Raw genomic sequence first — 18361 nt, 5'->3', positions numbered from 1 at the left:
CCTCAGCCCATGGCAGGTCCCAGCGGGACCAGCCAGAGGGACAACGCCGCCAGCGCGGTTCCGATCGCGCTGGCGGCCAGCACGTCGCTGGGGTAGTGCAGCCCCAGCACCACCCGCGAGGCGGCGACGCTGGCGGTGAACGGCGCCAGCAGCCACGCCAGCGCCGGGTAATGCGCCACCGCGACCAGGCTGAAAGCGACCGCGTGCAGGGTGTGGCCGGACGGGAAGCTGAACTCGTCCAGCGGCGCCACCCAGGCCTGGATGCGGCGGTCGGAGGCGAACGGACGCGGACGCCGGGTCCAGCGCTTGAGCAGCCGGTACAGCGCCAGCGCGATCGCGCCGGTGGCAGCCAGGTGGGCCGATGCGGCCAGCCCGCGCCAGCCGTCCAGCAACACCATCGCCGCCATCAGCGCGTACCAGAACACGCCGTCGCCGAGACGGCTGATCGCGGCGAAGTAGGCCCGCGACGGCCCGCGTTCGCACACGCGGTTGGCGCGCAGGCACCAGGACGACTCGTCAAGCGCCAGGCGCTTGTGCCACGGACTGCGGTTCATCACGTCGGCCCTCCACCAGTGACTGCAGCAGTGCATCGAGGTCGGCGACCACCCGGTCCGGTTGCAGCGGTGCCACCGCCGGGCGCAGCGCGCGAGCGGTCGCCGCGTGCGCGTCGTCGTCGGCGGCCAGCCGCAGCGCGGTGGCGATGAAGCCCGCTTCGTCGCCGGGCGCGACCACCGCGTCCGGGGCGGCGTCGCGCAGGTGCTCGCGCGCGGCGCCGTAGTCGTAGGCGACGATCGGCAGGCCGCTGGCCATCGCCTCCAGCGTCACGTTGCCGAAGGTCTCGCTGAGGCTCGGGAACAGGAACAGGTCGGCGCTGGCGAAGTGCGCCGCCAGCGCCTCGCCCCGCTGCACGCCGGCGAACACGAAGTCGGGGTTGGCGTCCTGCAGCCGGGCGCGTTCGGGTCCGTCACCGACCCAGATGAAGCGGGCGTCGGGGCGGACGACCTGCAGTTCCCGGAACGCGCGTACGGCCAGCGCGAGGTTCTTCTCGGCGGCGATGCGGCCGACGTGGATCACCGCCAGGCCGGTTTCGCCAACGCCCCAGCGGGATCGCATGCCGGCATCGCGAAGGTCGGGGTGGAAGCGGTCCAGGTCGATGCCGCGCGGCAGCCGGCGGACGTGGGCGAAGCCGTGCGTGCGCAGGTCGTCGGCCAGCTCGCCGGTGGGCACCAGGGTGGCGTCACCGCGGTTGTGGAAGCGCCGCATCCACGCCAGCGCCACCGGCTCCAGCCAGCCCGCGCCGTAGTCGCGCATGTAGTGGTCGAAGCGGGTGTGGAAGCCGCTGGCGACCGGGATCCGCAGCCGCCGCGCCGCCGCCAGCGCCGACCAGCCCAGTGGACCTTCGGTGGCGATGTAGACCGCGTCGGGGCGTTGCGCGCGCCAGTGCGCCAGCAGCCGGTGCCGCGCCGGCAGGCCGAATTGCAGGCCGGGGTAGCGCGGCAGGCGCGCGCCGCGGACCAGCATCGCGTCATCGCCTTCGCGCGTGTCCCCACCGGCGTCGTCGTGCTGGCGCGGGCGGACCAGGTCGATCGCGTGGCCGCGGGCGCGCAGACCCTGCTCGAAACCGTGGACCGTCAATGCGACGCCGTTGACTTCGGGCGGGTAGGTCTCGGTGACGATCGCGTAGCGCATGCGCGTTCTCCGGTTCCGCAGAGGATGCGCGGGGCCGATGAAGCGCGGATGGCAGGGCGGTGACTGCGGGATGACAGCGGCGCGCGACGGCCGCGCCGGCGTCAGTCCGCAGCGATGCGAAGCCGCACGCCCAGTGCGGCCATGTCGGCCGGCTCGCCGTCGAGGTCGGCGTTGAGCAGCGGCCGCGCGGCCAGCCAGCGGCGGTCGAGGGTCACGGTCAGGCGGTCGCCGTCGGCACTCGCGTCCAGCCGGGGGATCGGGTCGGCCTCGTGCGCGCGGTGCATCAGCACGGCCAGCCGCAGCAGTGCCGACAGCTGGCGCACCGCCGGCAGCAGGCGGTCGGGCAGGGCGTCGAAGGCGGACTTCGGCACCTTGCGGCGATGCGTGCGCACCAGCGCGGCGAGGAACTGCTGCTGCTGCCGCGAGAAGCCGGAAATGTCGGTGTGCTCGACCACGTAGGCGCCGTGCACCTGGTACTGGCTGTGGGCGATGGTCAGTCCCAGCTCGTGCAGGCGCGCGGCGCGGCTCAGCATCAGGCGGTCGTCGATGCTGAGGTTCCACGCGCCGGCGACGTCGTCGAACAGCCGCAGCGCGGTCGCCTCGACGCGTGCCGCCTGCGGCTTGTCGATGCCGTAGCGCAGCATCAGCGCGGCCACCGATGCATCGCGCGGATCATCGGCGCCGCCGCGGCCGAGCATGTCGTGCAGCATGCCCTCGCGCATCGCCGCCTTGCTGACCATCATCCGCTGCAGGCCGAGCGCGTCGAACGCCGCCTCCAGGATCAGCAGGCCGCCGGCGATGACCGGGCGGCGGTCGGCCGACAGCCCCGGCAGGTCGATCGCGTCGATTCGCCCCGCGCCGAGCAGGCGGTCGCGCACCTGCGGCAGCGCGTCGGCGATCACCGCGCCCTTGGTCAGCTTCATCGCCGCGCAGATCTCGCCGATCGCCTTGTTGGTGCCGGATGCGCCGATCGCGTCGTCCCAGCCCAGCGCACGGTAGGCCGCGGCGAACTGCTGGAACTCGGCGGTGACCTCGGTCAGCGCCTCCTGCCAGCGGCGCCGGGTCAGCTTGCCGTCGCCGAAGAACCGGCGGGTGGTGGCGACGCAGCCCAGCTGCAGGCTCTCGCGCTCGATCGCCTCGAAACCGCTGCCGATGATGCATTCGGTGGAGCCGCCGCCGATGTCGATCACCAGCCGCAGCTCGTTGGGCCTGGACGGCTGCGCGTGGGCGACGCCGAGGTAGATCAGGCGCGCTTCCTCGCGGCCGGAGACGACCTCGATGGCGTGCCCGAGTGCGCTCTCGGCCGGCATCAGGAACGACTGCGGCGAGGCCAGCCGGCGAACGGTGTTCGTCGCGATCGCGCGGATCTGCTGCGGCGGGATGTCGCGGATGCGCTGGCCGAAGCGCGACAGGCACTCGAACGCGCGCGTGCGCACCTCCGCCGACAGCCCGCCGCGCCCGTCCAGGCCCTCGGCCAGCCGGACCTGCTCGCGCAGCCGGTCGACCACCCGCAACTGCCCCAGCAGGTACTGCGCGACCACCATGTGGAAGCTGTTGGAACCCAGGTCCACCGCGGCCAGCAGGTCGCCGTCGCGCAGCGCCAGCGCCGAGGTCGGGAAGTCCTCGCCGGGCAGCGACAGCTCGCTCATGCGCACAGCTTCGCCAGCAGGCAGGCCTGGGCCGAGTGCGGCTCGGCACCGTCGGCGCGTTCGACGCGCACGTACCCGCCGTCGGCCTGCAGCAGCCAGGCGTTGAGGTTGTCGCCCAGGTAGTTGTCCAGCGCCTCCTCGCGGATGCGCGTTGCCAGCAACGGGTCGAGGATCGGGAAGCAGGTCTCGACCCGGCGCAGCAGGTTGCGTTCCAGCCAGTCGGCACTGGCGCAGAACAGCTCCGGCTCGCCGTCGTTGCCGAACCAGTAGACCCGGCTGTGTTCGAGGAAACGGCCGACGATCGAGCGCACGCGGATGTTCTCGCTGACCCCCGGCACGCCCGGCCTCAGGGTGCAGGCGCCGCGCACGATCAGGTCGATCTGTACGCCGGCCTGCGAGGCGCGGTAGAGCGCGCGGATCACGCGCTCCTCGTTGAGGGCGTTCATCTTGGCGACGATCCGCGCCGGACGGCCGTCCAGCGCGTGCGCGATTTCGCGCTCGATCCGCCGCAGCACGCCGCCGTGCAGGGTGAACGGCGACTGCAGCATGCACTTGAGCTGCAGCTGCGGGGCCAGCCCGGACAGCTGCTGGAAGATCAGGTGGACGTCGTTGCCGATGTCCGGATGGGCGGTGATCAGGCCCAGGTCGGTGTACTGGCGCGCGGTGCCGGCGTGGTAGTTGCCGGTGCCCAGGTGCACGTAGCGGCGCAGGCGCGCACCCTCGCGGCGCACGATCAACAGCATCTTGGCGTGGGTCTTGTAGCCGACCACGCCGTACACCACCTGCACCCCGGCCTCCTGCAGGCGATCGGCGAAGCCGAGGTTGGCCTCCTCGTCGAAGCGCGCGCGCAGCTCCACCACCACCGTCACGTCCTTGCCCTTGCGCGCGGCCTGCACCAGCGCGTCGACGATCTGCGAGTCCTTGCCCGAGCGGTACAGGGTCTGCTTGATCGCCAGCACGTTCGGGTCGTCGGCGGCCTGGCGCAGCATCTCCAGCACCGGGGTGAAAGCGTCGAACGGGTGGTGCAGCAGCACGTCGCCGCGCGCGACCGTCTCGAACATGCTGTCGGCGCCGGGCAGCGGGCGCGGCTGGAACGGGGGGAACTTCAGGTCCGCGCGCTGCACCAGGTCGTACACCTGCACCGCGCGGTTGAGGTTGACCGGGCCGTTGATCCGGTAGACCGCGTTCTCGGTCAGGTCGAAGTTCTCGAGCAGGGTGCGGACGATCGGCTCGGGGCACTGCTCGGCGATCTCCAGCCGCACCGCGCGCAGGTAGCCGCGGCCGACCAGCTCGTCGCGCAGGGCGAGGGCGATGTTGTCGACCTCCTCCTCGTCGACCAGCAGCTCGGAGTTGCGGGTGACCCGGAACTGGTAGGCGCCCCTGACCTCCATCCCGGGGAACAGCTCGTCGACGAAGGCCGACAGCACCGCCGACAGGAACACGAAGTCGGTCGGGCCGCCGCCGACCTCCTCCGGTACCTGGATGATGCGCGGCAGCGAGCGCGGCGCCCGCACGATGGCGAGGTTGCCGTCGCGCCCGAAGGCGTCGCGGCCGTGCAGCACCACCACGATGTTGAGCGACTTGTTGAGGATCTTCGGGAACGGGTGCGCCGGGTCCAGCCCCAGCGGCGACAGCACCGGCATGATCTCGTCGCGGAAGTAGTCGCGCAGCCACGCGGCCACCGGCGCGCTCCAGTTGTCGCGCGCCAGCACCCGCACGCCGGACTCGTTCAGCGCCGGCCGCAGCACGGTGTTCCAGCATTCGTACTGGGCGTCGACCAGCTCGGCGGCGCGGTCGTGGATGCGCGAGAGCACCGCCGCCGGCGGCAGCCCGTCCGGCCCGGCCACCAGCCCCAGGTCCTGCGCGTGGCGCAGCGTGCCGGCGCGGATCTCGAAGAATTCGTCGAGGTTGGTGCAACTGATGCACAGGAAGCGCAGCCGCTCCAGCAGCGGCACCTGCGGGTCCTGTGCCTGGGCCAGCACGCGGAAGTTGAAGTCGAGCTGCGACAGCTCGCGGTTGGCGTACAGCGACGGGTCGCGCAGCGGATCGACGGCGGAGGTGTCGCTGTAGAGGCCGGCGTCCAGCGGGGCGCGGCCGACCGGGTCGATTTCGCTGGAACGGTTCATCGTCGTGTATCCCTCATGCGTGCGTCCCGGTGGTATCGGTGCCGGTATCGGCTTCGGCCCGGCTGCGCGGGCGCACCCGGTCGCGGCTGAAGTGACAGGCAAAGGTACTGCCCCGGCCGACCTCGCTGCGGATTTTCAGTCGCGCCTGGTGCAATTGCAGCACGTGCTTGACGATCGCCAGCCCCAGCCCGGTGCCGCCGGACTCGCGCGAGCGGCTCGTGGACACGCGGTAGAAGCGCTCGGTGATGCGCGGCAGGTGCGCGGCGGGGATGCCGTAGCCGCTGTCGCGCACCTCCAGCACCACGCCGCCGGGGTTGTCCTTCGCATCGTCCGGCCGGAACCGCACCGACACCTCGCCGCCGGCCGGCGTGTAGCGGATCGCGTTGGCGACCAGGTTCGAGAACGCGCTGTGCAGCTCCTTGCCCGAGCCGACCAGGTCGACCCCGGCGATGTCCTCGACGGTGATCGTGTGCTGGCCCTGGCTGAGCGCGGCGGCTTCGCGCCGCAGGGTGCTGAGCATCGGCGCCAGCGCCACCTGCTCCTCAGCCGGCAGGCCGTCCTGCGATTCCAGGCGCGAGAGCGTCAGCAGGTCCTCGACCAGCTGCGCCATGCGCTGCGACTGGCGCTGCATCTCGGCCAGCATCGGGGTCAGCTCGGGGTACTGGCCGTCGTCGATCAGGTCGAGGTAGCCGTGCACCACCGTCAGCGGCGTGCGCAGCTCGTGCGAGACGTTGGCGACGAAGTCGCGGCGCATCTGCTCCAGCTGCAGCAGCCGGCTGACGTCGCGCGCGACCAGCAGCCACAGGTTCTCCGAGTACGGGATCAGCCGCAGGCTCAGGGTCACCGACGGGTCCAGCGGCGACGCCGTCTCCAGCGGCTCCGCATTGCGCCCCGCGGCCAGCCAGTGGGCCAGCGGCAGCGGCTGCAGGCGCTGCACCAGCGGCACGCCGATGTCGCCCGGGTAGCGCAGGCCCAGCAGCGGCCCGGCGGCCTGGTTGAACCACTGCACGCGCTGGCTGTTGCGCTCCACCACCACCACGGCGTCGGGCAGCGCCGCGGCGACTGCGCGGTAGGCGCGCAGCATTTCGACCAGGCGCCGCTTGCGGCCCCGCATCTCGACCTGGCCGCGGTGCAGCAGCCGGTCCATCTCGTTCCAGACCCCGACGCCCTCCGGCGGCGGCAGCCGGCGCCGGGCGGTCAGCCGCTGCAGCACGCGCCGCAGCCGCCAGTAGTGCCAGGCCAGCACGCCGAACGCGGCCAGCGTGACCACCGGCCACGGATGACCGATGGCGAGGCCGAGCAAAGCCGCGCCGGCCATGCAGAGCATCAGCAGGCCGAGGGTGCGGAACCAGGCGGAGCGGGCGCGCGGGGGCATGGCGGCAGTATCCGATGTTTACCGCGCGCGGCGGTTCAGGCCGACGCCGAGAACCGGTAGCCGGCACCGCGCACGGTCTGGATCATGCCGTCCAGCTGGTGCGGCTCCAGCGTCTTGCGCAGGCGGCGGATGTGGACGTCGACCGTGCGTTCCTCGACGTACACGCTGCCGCCCCACACGTGGTCGAGCAGCTGCGTGCGCGAGTAGACGCGCTCGGGATGGGTCATGAAGAAATGCAGCAGGCGGTACTCGGTCGGTCCGATCTGGACCGGCTCCTCGCCACTCTCGCCGCGGGCGAATACCCGGTGGGCGGCGCCGTCGATCCGCAGCGCGCCGGTGGTGATGCTGCCGTCCTCGTCGTCCTCGCGCGAGCGCCGCAGCACCGCGCGGATGCGCGCCAGCAGTTCGCGCGCCGAGAACGGCTTGACCACGTAGTCGTCGACCCCGGCCTCCAGCCCGCCGACGCGGTCGTTTTCCTCGCCGCGCGCGGTCAGCATGATGATCGGGACCTCGCGGGTCAGCGACTCCTTGCGCCAGCGGCGGGCCAGTTCCAGGCCGCTGGTGCCGGGCAGCATCCAGTCCAGCAGGATCAGGTCGGGCACGCGGTCGGCGATGGCCGCCTGGGCTTCGCGGGAATCGCCGGCGTGGACGGGCTCGTATTCACCCTTGCGCAGGGCGAAGGACACCATGTCACGGATGGCGGGTTCGTCTTCGACAATCAGGATGCGTTTATGCACGGGACACCGGGGTCATAGGGACCATGGCGGGCCATCCGGTGGCCCGATGGTGCCCAGTACACTACCGTTGCGTGACACTTCGGTGACAACGGCGCCACCGTTGTCACATGCCGGCGCGGCCCCGCTAGCGGCGGTCCAGCACCTCGTCGTGGATGCCCTGGCGGTGCAGCTCCAGCACCATCGGCGTGATCTGCGCGATCCGCGCCTCGATCCGCTGGCGGGCGTAATAGTCGACTTCCGGCCGCTTCTTCAGGATGTTGAGCTGGACCAGCGCCTGCTCGGCGCGGCCGCTGAGCAGGGTCGCCTCGGCGTAGGCCTCGCCGGCGCGGATCGGCTCGCCGGCGATCTCGCTGGCGCGGGCGTAGGTGCGCTGGAACTCGGGGTCCTGCGAGGAGCGCGCCAGCAGCGGCCGCAGCACCGCCTGGGCACGTTTGCCGGCCTCCACCGTATTGCGCTCCGACAGCACGCGGGCGTAGGTCAGGGCGATCGCGCGGTTGCGCGGCGCGCGCTGGAGCAGGCGGGCGAAGCGCGCGTCGGCCGCCTCGCGGTTGCCGCTGCGGGACTGCGCCTCGGCCAGGCCGAGCTCGATCCACAGGTCGCCCGGGCGGTCATCGAGCAGTTCCGCCAGCCCCTTCGCGGCGGCCTTGGGCTCGTTGGCGCGCAGCCGGGCGATCGCAAGGCCGTAGCGCTGGGCCTCGGTGAGCTTGCCGCCGGCGGCCATCCGCTCGTACTCGCGCACGGCCGCCGGCGGGGTTTCCGCGCTCAACACGCGCAGGCGCTCGCGGGCCAGCTCGAACTGGCCGGTCCCACCCGACTGCAGCGCATCGCCGCCGATCACCAGGCCTTCCGGCAGCAACGGGTTGTCGGTACTGCCGGGGCCGACGCTGAAACCACCCGGCGAGCGACCCAGTTGCTCGGCGCGCGCCTTCGCCTCGCTGATGCGGGTGGTCGTGACCGGGTGGGTCATCAGGTAGTCGGGGGTGTCGTAGGCGCCGGCCGCGTTGGCGCGCGAGCGGGTCAGCATGGTGCCGAAGAAATCCGCCATCGCGTCGGTGTCGTAATGGCTGCGCGACAGCGTCTGGATGCCGAGCCGGTCGGCCTCGTGCTCGTTGGAGCGGGTGTAGTTGATCTGGCGCTGCTGGGCCAGGCCCATCGCCGAGACAATGGCGGCCTGCGCGGCGTCGTCACTCGAGTTGCCGCCGGACGACTGCGCCAGCACCACCGCGCCGAGCATCGCCAGCAGGATCGGCACCTGGTCGCGCTGGGCGCGTTCCACGCCGCGCAGCACGTGCTCCTGGGTGACGTGGGCGATCTCGTGCGACATCACCGCGGCCACCTCGTCCTCGCGCTCGGCCGCCAGCACCAGGCCGGCATTGACACCGATGTAGCCGCCGAGGGTCGCGAACGCGTTGATCCGGCGGTCGCCCATCATGAAGAAGGTGAAGGGCTGGCGCGGCATGTCGCTGTTGGCCGCGAGCCGGGCGCCGAGGGTGTCCAGCCAGCCGTCGACCAGCGGGTCCTCCAGCAGGTAGTCGTAGTGGCGCAGCTGCGCCAGCATCATCGCGCCGTACTGCTCCTGCTGGTGCGGGGTGAGCAGCTGGCCCGCCGACGAGCCGATGTCGGGCAGCGCGTCCTGCGCCGGCGCGCCAAGGCTGGCGAGGGCGAAGGTGAGGGCGGCGGTGATCGGGAGGATGCGACGCAATGGGGGCTCCTGGCGGGCGCCGGTTGCCGGCAGCATGCGCGGTGGCCGGCGCGCGGGCGTGAACATGCAGTTAATCGGGTCGGGTTCGAGGGTATCGGCCGCGGCGGTGGATTGCAGCGTCCCGGGTGCCGCGTCGTTCGCGATCCGCGGCCGTGGGAAAATCGCCGGGCCGGCCCCATGTCCGGTGCAGTCGTTCGACAACGGCCGTCCCCCCGAGTTCACAGGAGAACCCCTTGAGCAGCCCTTCCGCCCCCGCGCCCCGCATCACCATGTACACCACCGCGGTCTGCCCGTACTGCGTGGCGGCCAAGAACTTCCTCAAGAGCAAGGGGCAGGAGTGGACCGAGGTGCGGGTCGACCTGGACCCGGCCGAGCGCCAGAAGATGGTCGCGCTGGCGCGCCGCACCAGCGTCCCGCAGATCTTCGTCGGCGACACCCACGTCGGCGGTTACGACGACATGATCGCGCTGCACCGCGAGGGCAAGCTGGAGCCGCTGCTCGAGGGCGCCGCATGAGCACTGCTTCCGGCGACGGGCAGGGCGGGGTCGCCGGGGGCGACAGCGAGGCCGATCGCGTCGCCGAGTTCACCGCCTTCCGCAAGCGCATGAACGAGCGGATCCTGGCCGAACCCAACCAGGTCGTCCGCCGCTTCTTCGCGCTCGACACCCAGACCTACCAGCCCGGCGCGCTGGACCTGAAGACCAAGGAGCTGCTGGGCCTGGTCGCCTCGCTGGTGCTGCGCTGCGACGACTGCATCAGCTACCACGTCGCGCAGTGCCGGGACGCCGGGGTGAAGCGCGACGAGATGTTCGAGGCGTTTTCGGTCGGGCTGGTGGTCGGCGGCTCGATCGTGATCCCGCACCTGCGCCGTGCGGTCGACTTCCTCGACCGGCTGGAGCAGGGCGCCGCCGCGGCACCGGAAAACCACGCCCACGGCTGATCGCCGGCGCTTGGCTGGGCTGTCCCCGGGCCCGGACGCGGCGACCCGCACGGGCGGCCGGGCTGTCAAGTCGTGCGCCGGCACGGCATAATTCCACGGTTCACACACGCCGCCGTACGGCCTTCCGTGCGGTGGCCCCAGCTGGAAATCCCCCCAATGACGCAAACGATCACGGTCATCCGCGGCGACGGTATCGGCCCGGAAATCATGGACGCCACCCTGCACGTGCTGGACGCGATGCAGCTTGGCCTGCAGTACGAGTTCGCCGATGCCGGCCTGGTCGCGCTGGAGAAGACCGGCGAGCTGCTGCCGGCGGCGACCATGGACTCGATCCGCAAGAACCGCGTCGCCCTCAAGAGCCCGCTGACCACCCCGGTTGGTGGCGGCTTCTCGTCGATCAACGTCGAGCTGCGCAAGCGCTTCGACCTGTACGCCAACGTGCGCCCGGCGACCTCGTTCCCGAACACCAAGTCGCGCTTCCCGTCCGGGGTCGACCTGATCACCGTGCGCGAGAACACTGAGGGCGCCTACAGCGCCGAGGGGCAGGCGGTGTCGGAGGATGGCGAGACCGCCACCTCGATCACCAGGACCACCCGCCGCGGCTCCGAGCGGATCGTCCGCTACGCCTTCGAGCTGGCGAAGAAGACCGGCCGCAGGAAGGTCACCGTGGTCCACAAGGCCAACATCCTGAAGTCGACCTCGGGCCTGTTCCTGAAGACCGCGCGTGAAGTGGCGGCCGAGTACCCGGAGATCACCTGCGAGGAGATGATCGTCGACAACTGCTGCATGCAGCTGGTGATGCGGCCGGAGCAGTTCGACGTGATCGTCACCACCAACCTGTTCGGCGACATCATCTCCGACCTGTGCGCCGGCCTGATCGGCGGCCTCGGCCTGACGCCGGGTGCCAACATCGGCACCGACGCGGCGATCTTCGAGGCCGTCCACGGCACCGCGCCGGACATCGCTGGTCAGGGCAAGGCCAACCCCTGCGCGCTGCTGCTGGGCGCCGCGCAGATGCTCGACCATCTCGGCATGGGCGACAAGGCAACCCGCCTGCGCCAGGCCATCGTCGCCACGCTGGAAGCCAAGGACAGCCTGACCGGCGACCTCGGTGGCAGCAGCGACACCATGTCGTTCGCCAAGGCGATCGCCAGCCGGGTCTGAGCATCGGCATCGGTTCGACCGGAAAGGGCGCCCCACGGCGCCCTTTTCTTTTGGCGCGCCGGGAGCCGGCATCGCGCGCGGGTGCCATCACCCGTCGCACAGCGTTCCACCGGTGGCGCTCGACACCGTTCCGGCCAGACCGCACACTCGCGCCTTATTCCTGCATCCCGATAAAGCGATGAATGAATCGCCCGAGCCGTCCGCCGAACCGGCGGTCCGCCCCAGCGCGCTCGCGCTGACGCCGCTGCTGCTGTTCCTGGCGCTGTTCTTCGGCGCGGGCCTGTATTTCACCGCGCAGGGCGAGGCAATGGGTTTCTACCAGTTGCGCGCACCCGTCGCGATCCTGCCGGCGCTGGCGTTGGGCGCCTGGCTGGCGCACCGGCGGGGCATCCGCCCGGTCGAGACGCTGCTGGCCGGCATGGGGCACTCCAACGTGATGCTGATGGTGCTGGTGTTCCTGCTGGCCGGCGCGTTCGCCAGCGTCTCGCGCGCGATCGGCGCGGTCGACGCGGTGGTGGCGCTGGGGCTGGGCGCGCTGCCGCCGGGGCTGATCCTGCCGGGACTGTTCCTGGTGGCCGCCTTCGTCTCCCTTGCGATCGGCACGTCGATGGGCACCATCGCCGCGGTCGTGCCCATCGCCACCGGCCTGGGCGACGCCGCGGGACTGGACATGGCGCTGGTGCTCGGCGCCGTGGTCGGCGGCGCGATGTTCGGCGACAACCTGTCGATCATCTCCGACACCACCATCGCCGCCACCCGCAGCCAGGGCGCGCGGATGGCCGACAAGTTCCGCGAGAACTTCAAGATCGCATTGCCGGCCGCGCTGGTGACGCTGGTGCTGCTGGCGTGGCTCGGCGAGGCGGCGCCGGTGGAGGCGCCGGACGCGGCGTCGGCGTGGCTGGTGCTGCCGTACCTCGCGGTGCTGGCGCTGGCCCTGCTGGGGCTGGACGTGGTGCTGGTGCTCGGCATCGGCCTGGTGCTGGCCGGCGTGTTCGGCTACGTGCTGGCCGACGGCTACGACGTGGTCAGCTACGCCAACGACATCTACGCCGGCTTCGAGGGCATGGTCGAGATCACCCTGCTGTCGATCCTGATCGGCGGGCTGGCCGCCCTGATCCGCGCCGGTGGCGGGCTGGACTGGCTGGCGGCGGTGATCGCGCGCTTCGCCCGCGGCCACAGCGGGCGGCGTCCGGGCGAGTTCAGCATCGCCGCGCTGGCCGCCGGCGGCGACGCGCTGACCGCCAACAACACGGTCGCGATCCTGGTCGGTGGCAGCCTCGCGCGCGACATCGCGGTTCGCCACGGCATCAGCCCGCGCCGGGCGGCGAGCGTGCTCGACATCTTCTCCTGCGTGGTCCAGGGCGTGCTGCCGTACGGCGCGCAGATCCTGCTGGCCGGATCGCTGGCCGGCCTGTCGCCCCTGCTGATCGCCGGCAAGGTCTGGTACTGCTGGCTGCTGGCGGTGGCGGCGGTCGCCTTCATGCTCTGGCCCGGCCGTCGCGACGCCGCCGCGCGATGACCGTCGACGCGGTCAAAAAGAAAGGCGCCGCAGGGGCGCCTTTCTTCATCGGCATGGCCGCATGCGTCAGTCGCGCAGCTTGGCCAGCAGCCGCAGGAACTCGATGTACAGCCACACCAGCGTAACCATCAGGCCGAACGCGCCGTACCACTCCATGTACTTCGGCGCGCCCTGTTCGGCACCGGTCTCGATGAAGTCGAAATCCAGCACCAGGTTGAGCGCGGCGATCACCACCACGAACAGGCTGAAGCCGATGCCGACGAGGCCCGACTCGTGGATCAACGGGATCCGGATGTCGAAGAAGCCCAGCACCATGCTGGCCAGGTAGACCAGGAAGATGCCGCCGGTGGCCGCGGCGACGCCGAGCTTGAAGTTCTCGGTCGCCTTGATCAGCCCCGTGCGGTAGACGAACAGCAGCGCGAACAGGGTGCCGAAGGTCAGCAGCACCGCCTGCATCACGATGCCTTCGTACATGTGGTTGAACATCGCGGAGATCGCACCGAGGAAGAAGCCCTCGACCAGCGCGTACAGCGGCGCGGTGACCGGCGACCATTCCTTCTTGAAGACCGTCACCAGCGCCAGCACGAGGCCGCCGATCAGGCCGCCCCACAGGTACGGGCCGGCGCCGACGATGCCGGCCGGGGTCGACACCTGCGACCAGGTGAACGCGGCGGTCAGCACCGCCATCAGCAACAGCATGCCGGTCTTGTTGACCGTGCCGGCGAGGGTCATCACGTCGTCGCCGCCCCGCACGATGGCACCGCTGCCAAGGTCGAGGAAGGTGGAATCCTTGAGGGTCGGGTTGCCGCTGCGGATCATGTGTTGCTCTCCCCTGAGTCGAGTCGCGTGCCCGTCGTGGGCGATCCGGCGAGCATACAACGCGCCGTGGGCAGCGGATCATTGACAGCCCCGGCGGTCGCGCCCAAAATGACCGGCCTTTCGCGGCGCTGGCGCGCAACGGGAGCCCGGATCGGGGCATAGCGCAGTCTGGTAGCGCATCTGGTTTGGGACCAGAGGGTCGGGGGTTCGAATCCCTCTGCCCCGACCACTCGGCGGCGCTGGCAAGATGTCTGCAGGCGCCCGTAGCTCAACCGGATAGAGCACCGGCCTTCTAAGCCGGTGGTTGCAGGTTCGAGTCCTGCCGGGCGCGCCAGTCGATGCGATGATGTTTGAGGTTGTTGTGGTTTGCAGTGGTGGATGTAGCTCAGCTGGTTAGAGCACCGGATTGTGATTCCGGGGGTCGCGGGTTCGAATCCCGTCTTCCACCCCAGTTCATCGGAAGTGTTGCCTCACGGCGGTGCCTTCCTGTTACAATTTCAGCGCTAACGGGCCGTTAGCTCAGTTGGTAGAGCAGTTGACTCTTAATCAATAGGTCCAAGGTTCGAATCCTTGACGGCCCACCAAGACGGAAGCACCTGGTTCGCGCCAGGTGCTTTTTTCTTGCCCGGCGCGCGGACCCGCGACACGGGTCGCAGGCGTGGCGCGCGGCAGGCGGGCGCCCGTAGAATCGCGCCGCCGGCGGTGCCGGCACGCAGCATCGCGAAAGTGGCGGAATTGGTAGACGCCCTGGATTTAGGTTCCAGTGCCGCAAGGCGTGGGGGTTCGAGTCCCCCCTTTCGCACCAACCCGGGCAGCAAACCAAAAGCCCGCTCACCCCCAGCGAGCGTTCGCGAGCGTCGTTCCGTCCGTCGCGGCCGGCTTTTGTGTGATGCCCGCATCCGCAACGCGACAGCAGCCCGGCCGACAGCCGCCCAACTGGCAGCTGCGCCCGGAATCAGCCAAAATACGTCGTTCCGCCAGCGGCCGGCCCCGTGCCCGGGTCGCGGCGACACGCTCACCAAACATCTTGCCGCGGCACCGGCCGCGGTCGCAGGAGTGGATATGCCAGCCGTAGAAAAGCCCGTGTCGGTCGAGACGCTCGGTAACCTGGAACGCCGCATGACCTTCAACCTCCCGGCCGAGCGGCTGGAGAGCACGGTCGGTGGCCGCCTGCGCGAGATCGCGCGCGGCGCCAAGATCAAGGGCTTCCGCCCGGGCAAGGTGCCGGCCAAGGTGATCGAGCAGCGCTTCGGCCAGCAGGTCCGTGCCGAGGTGCTCGACGGCCTGCTGCGCGAGAGCTTCGGCAACGCCGTGCGCGAGCAGTCGCTGCAGATCGCCGGCAACCCGCGGATCGAGCCGGTCGAGGGCGAGGAGCTCGCCTACGCCGCCACCTTCGAGGTGGTGCCGGACTTCGGCGACATCGACGTCGCCAAGCTCAACGTCGTGCGTCACACGTCCGAGGTGAAGGACGAGGACATCGACGCGATGATCGAGAACCTGCGCCTGCAGCGCCGCACCTGGAACCCGGTGGAGCGCGCGGCGAAGGAAGGCGACGCGGTCGAGCTGGAGACCTTCTCCAACGTCGATGGCGAGCGCCTGCCGGCCGAGGGTGCCGAGCGCGGCGCCACCGTGGTCGGTTCGGCCGCGATGTTCCCGGCGATCGAGTCGGCGCTGGTCGGCATGAAGGCCGGCGACGAGAAGACCGTCGAGGTCGAGTTCCCGGCCAGCTGGCGCGTGCCGCAGTTCGCCGGCAAGAAGGTCGACGTCACCGTCAAGGCGACCAAGGTCTCCGAGCCGGTGCTGCCGGAGGTCGACGCGGGCTTCATCAAGAGCTTCGGCATCAAGAGCGGCGAGCCGGAGCAGTTCCGCAAGGACATCCGCAGCAACCTCGAGCGCGAGCTCAAGGGTGCGCTGATGACCCGCCTGCGCCGCGAGGTCGGCGAGCAGCTGATCGCCGCGTACGCCTCGGTCGAGATGCCGCCCAAGCTGGTCGAGAACGAGGCCCGCGACATGGCCCGCCAGGCCGCCGAGCAGGCCCGTCGCCAGGGCCGCCAGGTCGAGCTGCCGGCCAACGCCCACGAGCAGTTCACCGACGCCGCCCGCAAGCGCGTCCTGGTCGGCCTGCTGGTCGGCGAGGTGGCCCGTCGCAACGAGCTCAAGCTCGATCCCAAGCGCGTCAGCGAGACCCTCAACCTGATCGCCTCCACCTACGAGGAGCCGCAGCAGGTGATCGACCTGTACCGCCAGGACCAGCAGCTGATGCAGGGCCTGCAGGGGCGGGTGATGGAGGAGCAGGTGATCGACTGGATCGCCGAGCGCGCCCAGCACACCGAGCAGCCGCTGTCGTTCTCCGAAGCGATCCGCCAGTAAGGATCGCTGAACCGCCGTCGGCCTCGCGGCCTGGCGGCGGTCGCGGCCCTTGCGCCGCGGTAGTGCCGGCCCCAGATTTAGCGGTCGCCCCCAACGCCAACCCGAAGGTCCTGCCGGATGGATAACCGAACCAAAGCCCTCAACCTAGTGCCGATGGTGGTCGAACAGACCAGCCGGGGTGAGCGCGCTTACGACATCTATTCGCGCCTGCTGAAGGAGCGGGTGATTTTCCTGGTGGGCGGGGTCGACGACCACGTAGCCAATGTGATCGTCGCGCAGATGCTGTTCCTCGAGGCCGAGAACCCCGAGAAGGACATCAGCCTTTACATCAACTCGCCCGGTGGCGTGGTCACCGCGGGCATGGCGATCTACGACACCATGCAGTACATCAAGCCGGACGTGAGCACGATCTGTGTCGGCCAGGCCGCCTCGATGGGCGCGTTGCTGCTGGCCGCCGGCGCCAAGGGCAAGCGCTACGCGCTGCCGAACTCGCGGGTCATGATCCACCAGCCGCTCGGCGGCTTCCAGGGCCAGGCGACGGACATCGAGATCCACGCCCGCGAAATCCTCTCGCTCAAGCAGAAGCTGAACGAGGTGCTGTCGCACCACACCGGCCAGCCGCTGGAGACGATCGCGCGCGACACCGAGCGCGATAACTTCAAGAGCGCCGAGGCCGCCCGCGAGTACGGACTGGTCGACCAGGTGCTGGAGCGGCGTCCGGACGAGTCGATCCAGGCCGGCTGAGCGCCCTCCGGAACGCCAGCAAATTCATCTACAAGTTATTGATTCCGTGACGCTTTCGGCGATTCCGGCAGGCCCGCGGGGCTTGCCGGGACGCTGTGCTATTCTCGGGCCGCATTATCCGGTACCCGCGCGCACAGACCCTGCGCGACCGGGGCCGCACATGGAACCTCAGGCAAGCGCATGACCGACGATCGACAGGGCCGCAGTACCGGCGACAGCACCAAGATTCTGTACTGCTCGTTCTGCGGCAAGAGCCAGCACGAGGTGCGCAAGCTGATTGCGGGCCCGAGCGTGTTCATCTGCGACGAGTGCGTCGAGCTGTGCAACGACATCATCCGCGAGGAGCTCGAGGAGAAGGCCCAGTCGGCGCGCAGTCACCTGCCCAAGCCGAAGGAGATCCTCGAGGTCCTCGACCAGTACGTGATCGGCCAGGCCCGCGCCAAGCGCACGCTCGCGGTCGCCGTGTACAACCACTACAAGCGGATCGAGAGCCGGCAGAAGAACGACGACGTCGAGCTGGCCAAGTCCAACATCCTGCTGGTCGGCCCGACCGGCTCGGGCAAGACGCTGCTGGCCGAGACGCTGGCGCGCATGCTCAACGTGCCGTTCACGATGGCCGACGCGACCACGCTGACCGAAGCCGGCTACGTCGGCGAGGACGTCGAGAACATCATCCAGAAGCTGCTGCAGAAGTGCGACTACGACGTCGAGAAGGCGCAGCAGGGCATCGTCTACATCGACGAGATCGACAAGATCTCGCGCAAGTCCGACAACCCGTCGATCACCCGCGACGTGTCGGGCGAGGGCGTCCAGCAGGCGCTGCTCAAGCTGATCGAGGGCACGGTCGCCTCGGTGCCGCCGCAGGGCGGGCGCAAGCACCCGCAGCAGGAGTTCCTGCAGGTCGACACCCGCAACATCCTGTTCATCGTCGGCGGCGCCTTCGCCGGGCTGGACAAGATCATCCAGCAGCGCAGCACCGAGGCCGGCGGGATTGGCTTTGGCGCCAAGGTCAAGAGCAGTGAGCGCAAGGCGGAGATCGGCAAGGTCCTGGCCGAGGTCGAGCCGGAGGACCTGATCAAGTTCGGCCTGATCCCCGAGTTCGTCGGCCGCCTGCCGGTGGTCGCCACGCTCGAGGAGCTCGACGAGGCCGCGCTGGTCACGATCCTGACCGAGCCACGCAACGCGATCACCAAGCAGTTCAAGAAGCTGTTCGAGATGGAGAACGTCGAGCTGGAGTTCCGGCCCGACGCCCTCGCCGCGATCGCGCGCAAGGCGCTCAAGCGCAAGACCGGTGCGCGCGGCCTGCGGACCATCGTCGAGTCTGTGCTGCTGGACACGATGTACGAGCTGCCGTCGCTGGAGAACGTCAGCAAGGTGGTGGTCGACGAGTCGGTGATCGACCACAAGACCGACCCGTACCTGATCTACCAGACGCCACCTGCGGCGCCGCAGCAGAAGGCCGCCTCCGGCGACTGAACCGGGCCGGACCGGACGCTCCAGTCCCCAGCCGCTTGCCCGGGCAAGCGG

General features: G+C 70.2%; 15 protein-coding genes and 5 tRNA genes. 12 read left to right on the top strand and 8 right to left on the bottom strand.

Features of this window, described 5'->3' with window-relative positions; translation table 11 throughout:
- Positions 1-2 precede the first annotated feature (2 nt).
- The 7 genes from N799_RS04565 to N799_RS04535 form a co-directional block, all read right to left on the bottom strand.
- Positions 3-554 (bottom strand): phosphatase PAP2 family protein, encoded by a 552-nt coding sequence (locus N799_RS04565; protein WP_052101227.1) that lies wholly within the window; start codon positions 552-554, stop codon positions 3-5.
- Positions 517-1689, bottom strand: coding sequence for a glycosyltransferase family 4 protein (locus tag N799_RS04560; RefSeq protein ID WP_052101225.1), 1173 nt, complete (start codon positions 1687-1689; stop codon positions 517-519). Before N799_RS04560 ends, N799_RS04565 begins: the two co-directional genes overlap by 38 nt.
- A gap of 101 nt (positions 1690-1790) precedes the next feature.
- Positions 1791-3338: a Ppx/GppA phosphatase family protein gene (locus N799_RS04555; RefSeq protein ID WP_052101223.1), complete on the bottom strand. Its 1548-nt coding sequence runs from the start codon at positions 3336-3338 to the stop codon at positions 1791-1793.
- Positions 3335-5464 carry a polyphosphate kinase 1 gene (ppk1, locus tag N799_RS04550; protein ID WP_081974691.1) on the bottom strand — a complete coding sequence of 710 codons (2130 nt, stop codon included), beginning with the start codon at positions 5462-5464 and terminating at the stop codon, positions 3335-3337. The genes N799_RS04555 and ppk1 overlap by 4 nt, the downstream gene beginning before the upstream one ends.
- Positions 5465-5477: 13 nt before the next feature.
- The gene (gene phoR / locus N799_RS04545) at positions 5478-6839 is read right to left on the bottom strand and encodes a phosphate regulon sensor histidine kinase PhoR (RefSeq protein WP_052101220.1); all 1362 of its coding nucleotides are present in this window, start codon (positions 6837-6839) and stop codon (positions 5478-5480) included.
- A 35-nt stretch (positions 6840-6874) separates the two neighbouring features.
- Entirely contained in the window at positions 6875-7576 is a 702-nt protein-coding gene (gene phoB, locus N799_RS04540) for a phosphate regulon transcriptional regulator PhoB (protein WP_036208485.1), read from the bottom strand.
- A 124-nt stretch (positions 7577-7700) separates the two neighbouring features.
- On the bottom strand, positions 7701-9314 hold the full coding sequence (locus N799_RS04535; protein WP_052101218.1) for a M48 family metalloprotease: 1614 nt from the start codon (positions 9312-9314) through the stop codon (positions 7701-7703).
- A gap of 233 nt (positions 9315-9547) precedes the next feature.
- Between N799_RS04535 and grxC the strand changes: the two genes are divergently transcribed.
- The 4 genes from grxC to N799_RS04515 all read left to right on the top strand — a co-directional run bounded on the left by grxC (position 9548) and on the right by N799_RS04515 (position 12901).
- Positions 9548-9793: a glutaredoxin 3 gene (gene grxC, locus N799_RS04530; protein ID WP_052101216.1), complete on the top strand. Its 246-nt coding sequence runs from the start codon at positions 9548-9550 to the stop codon at positions 9791-9793.
- Positions 9790-10218, top strand: coding sequence for a carboxymuconolactone decarboxylase family protein (locus N799_RS04525; RefSeq protein WP_036208478.1), 429 nt, complete (start codon positions 9790-9792; stop codon positions 10216-10218). Before grxC ends, N799_RS04525 begins: the two co-directional genes overlap by 4 nt.
- 156 nt (positions 10219-10374) lie before the next feature.
- Positions 10375-11382, top strand: a complete 1008-nt coding sequence (locus N799_RS04520; RefSeq protein ID WP_036208475.1) for an isocitrate dehydrogenase — start codon at positions 10375-10377, stop codon at positions 11380-11382.
- A 178-nt stretch (positions 11383-11560) separates the two neighbouring features.
- The gene (locus tag N799_RS04515) at positions 11561-12901 is read left to right on the top strand and encodes a Na+/H+ antiporter NhaC family protein (protein WP_052101212.1); all 1341 of its coding nucleotides are present in this window, start codon (positions 11561-11563) and stop codon (positions 12899-12901) included.
- Between the two features lie 66 nt (positions 12902-12967).
- Here the strand turns inward: N799_RS04515 and N799_RS04510 are convergent, their stop codons facing one another.
- A complete protein-coding gene (locus tag N799_RS04510; protein ID WP_036208583.1) occupies positions 12968-13717 on the bottom strand; it encodes a Bax inhibitor-1/YccA family protein in 750 nt (249 codons plus the stop codon).
- A 155-nt stretch (positions 13718-13872) separates the two neighbouring features.
- On the opposite strand from N799_RS04510, the gene N799_RS04505 reads away from it, so the two are divergent.
- The 8 genes from N799_RS04505 to clpX all read left to right on the top strand — a co-directional run bounded on the left by N799_RS04505 (position 13873) and on the right by clpX (position 18310).
- A tRNA-Pro gene (locus N799_RS04505) sits at positions 13873-13949 on the top strand.
- A gap of 28 nt (positions 13950-13977) precedes the next feature.
- A tRNA-Arg gene (locus N799_RS04500) sits at positions 13978-14054 on the top strand.
- A 40-nt stretch (positions 14055-14094) separates the two neighbouring features.
- Positions 14095-14171, top strand: a tRNA-His gene (locus N799_RS04495).
- A gap of 57 nt (positions 14172-14228) precedes the next feature.
- Positions 14229-14304, top strand: a tRNA-Lys gene (locus N799_RS04490).
- 136 nt (positions 14305-14440) lie between these two features.
- Positions 14441-14525, top strand: a tRNA-Leu gene (locus tag N799_RS04485).
- A gap of 257 nt (positions 14526-14782) precedes the next feature.
- Entirely contained in the window at positions 14783-16090 is a 1308-nt protein-coding gene (gene tig / locus N799_RS04480; RefSeq protein ID WP_036208472.1) for a trigger factor, read from the top strand.
- Positions 16091-16207: 117 nt separating this feature from the next.
- Positions 16208-16834, top strand: coding sequence for an ATP-dependent Clp endopeptidase proteolytic subunit ClpP (gene clpP, locus N799_RS04475; protein ID WP_036208469.1), 627 nt, complete (start codon positions 16208-16210; stop codon positions 16832-16834).
- A 180-nt stretch (positions 16835-17014) separates the two neighbouring features.
- Complete coding sequence (gene clpX, locus N799_RS04470) at positions 17015-18310, top strand: ATP-dependent Clp protease ATP-binding subunit ClpX (RefSeq protein ID WP_036208466.1); 1296 nt, start codon at positions 17015-17017, stop codon at positions 18308-18310.
- Positions 18311-18361: the final 51 nt, after the last annotated feature.

The sequence above is a fragment of the Lysobacter arseniciresistens ZS79 genome (genome assembly GCF_000768335.1).
Taxonomy (GTDB): Bacteria; Pseudomonadota; Gammaproteobacteria; order Xanthomonadales; family Xanthomonadaceae; genus Novilysobacter; species Novilysobacter arseniciresistens.
This window is presented reverse-complemented; position numbering and strand designations above follow the sequence as displayed.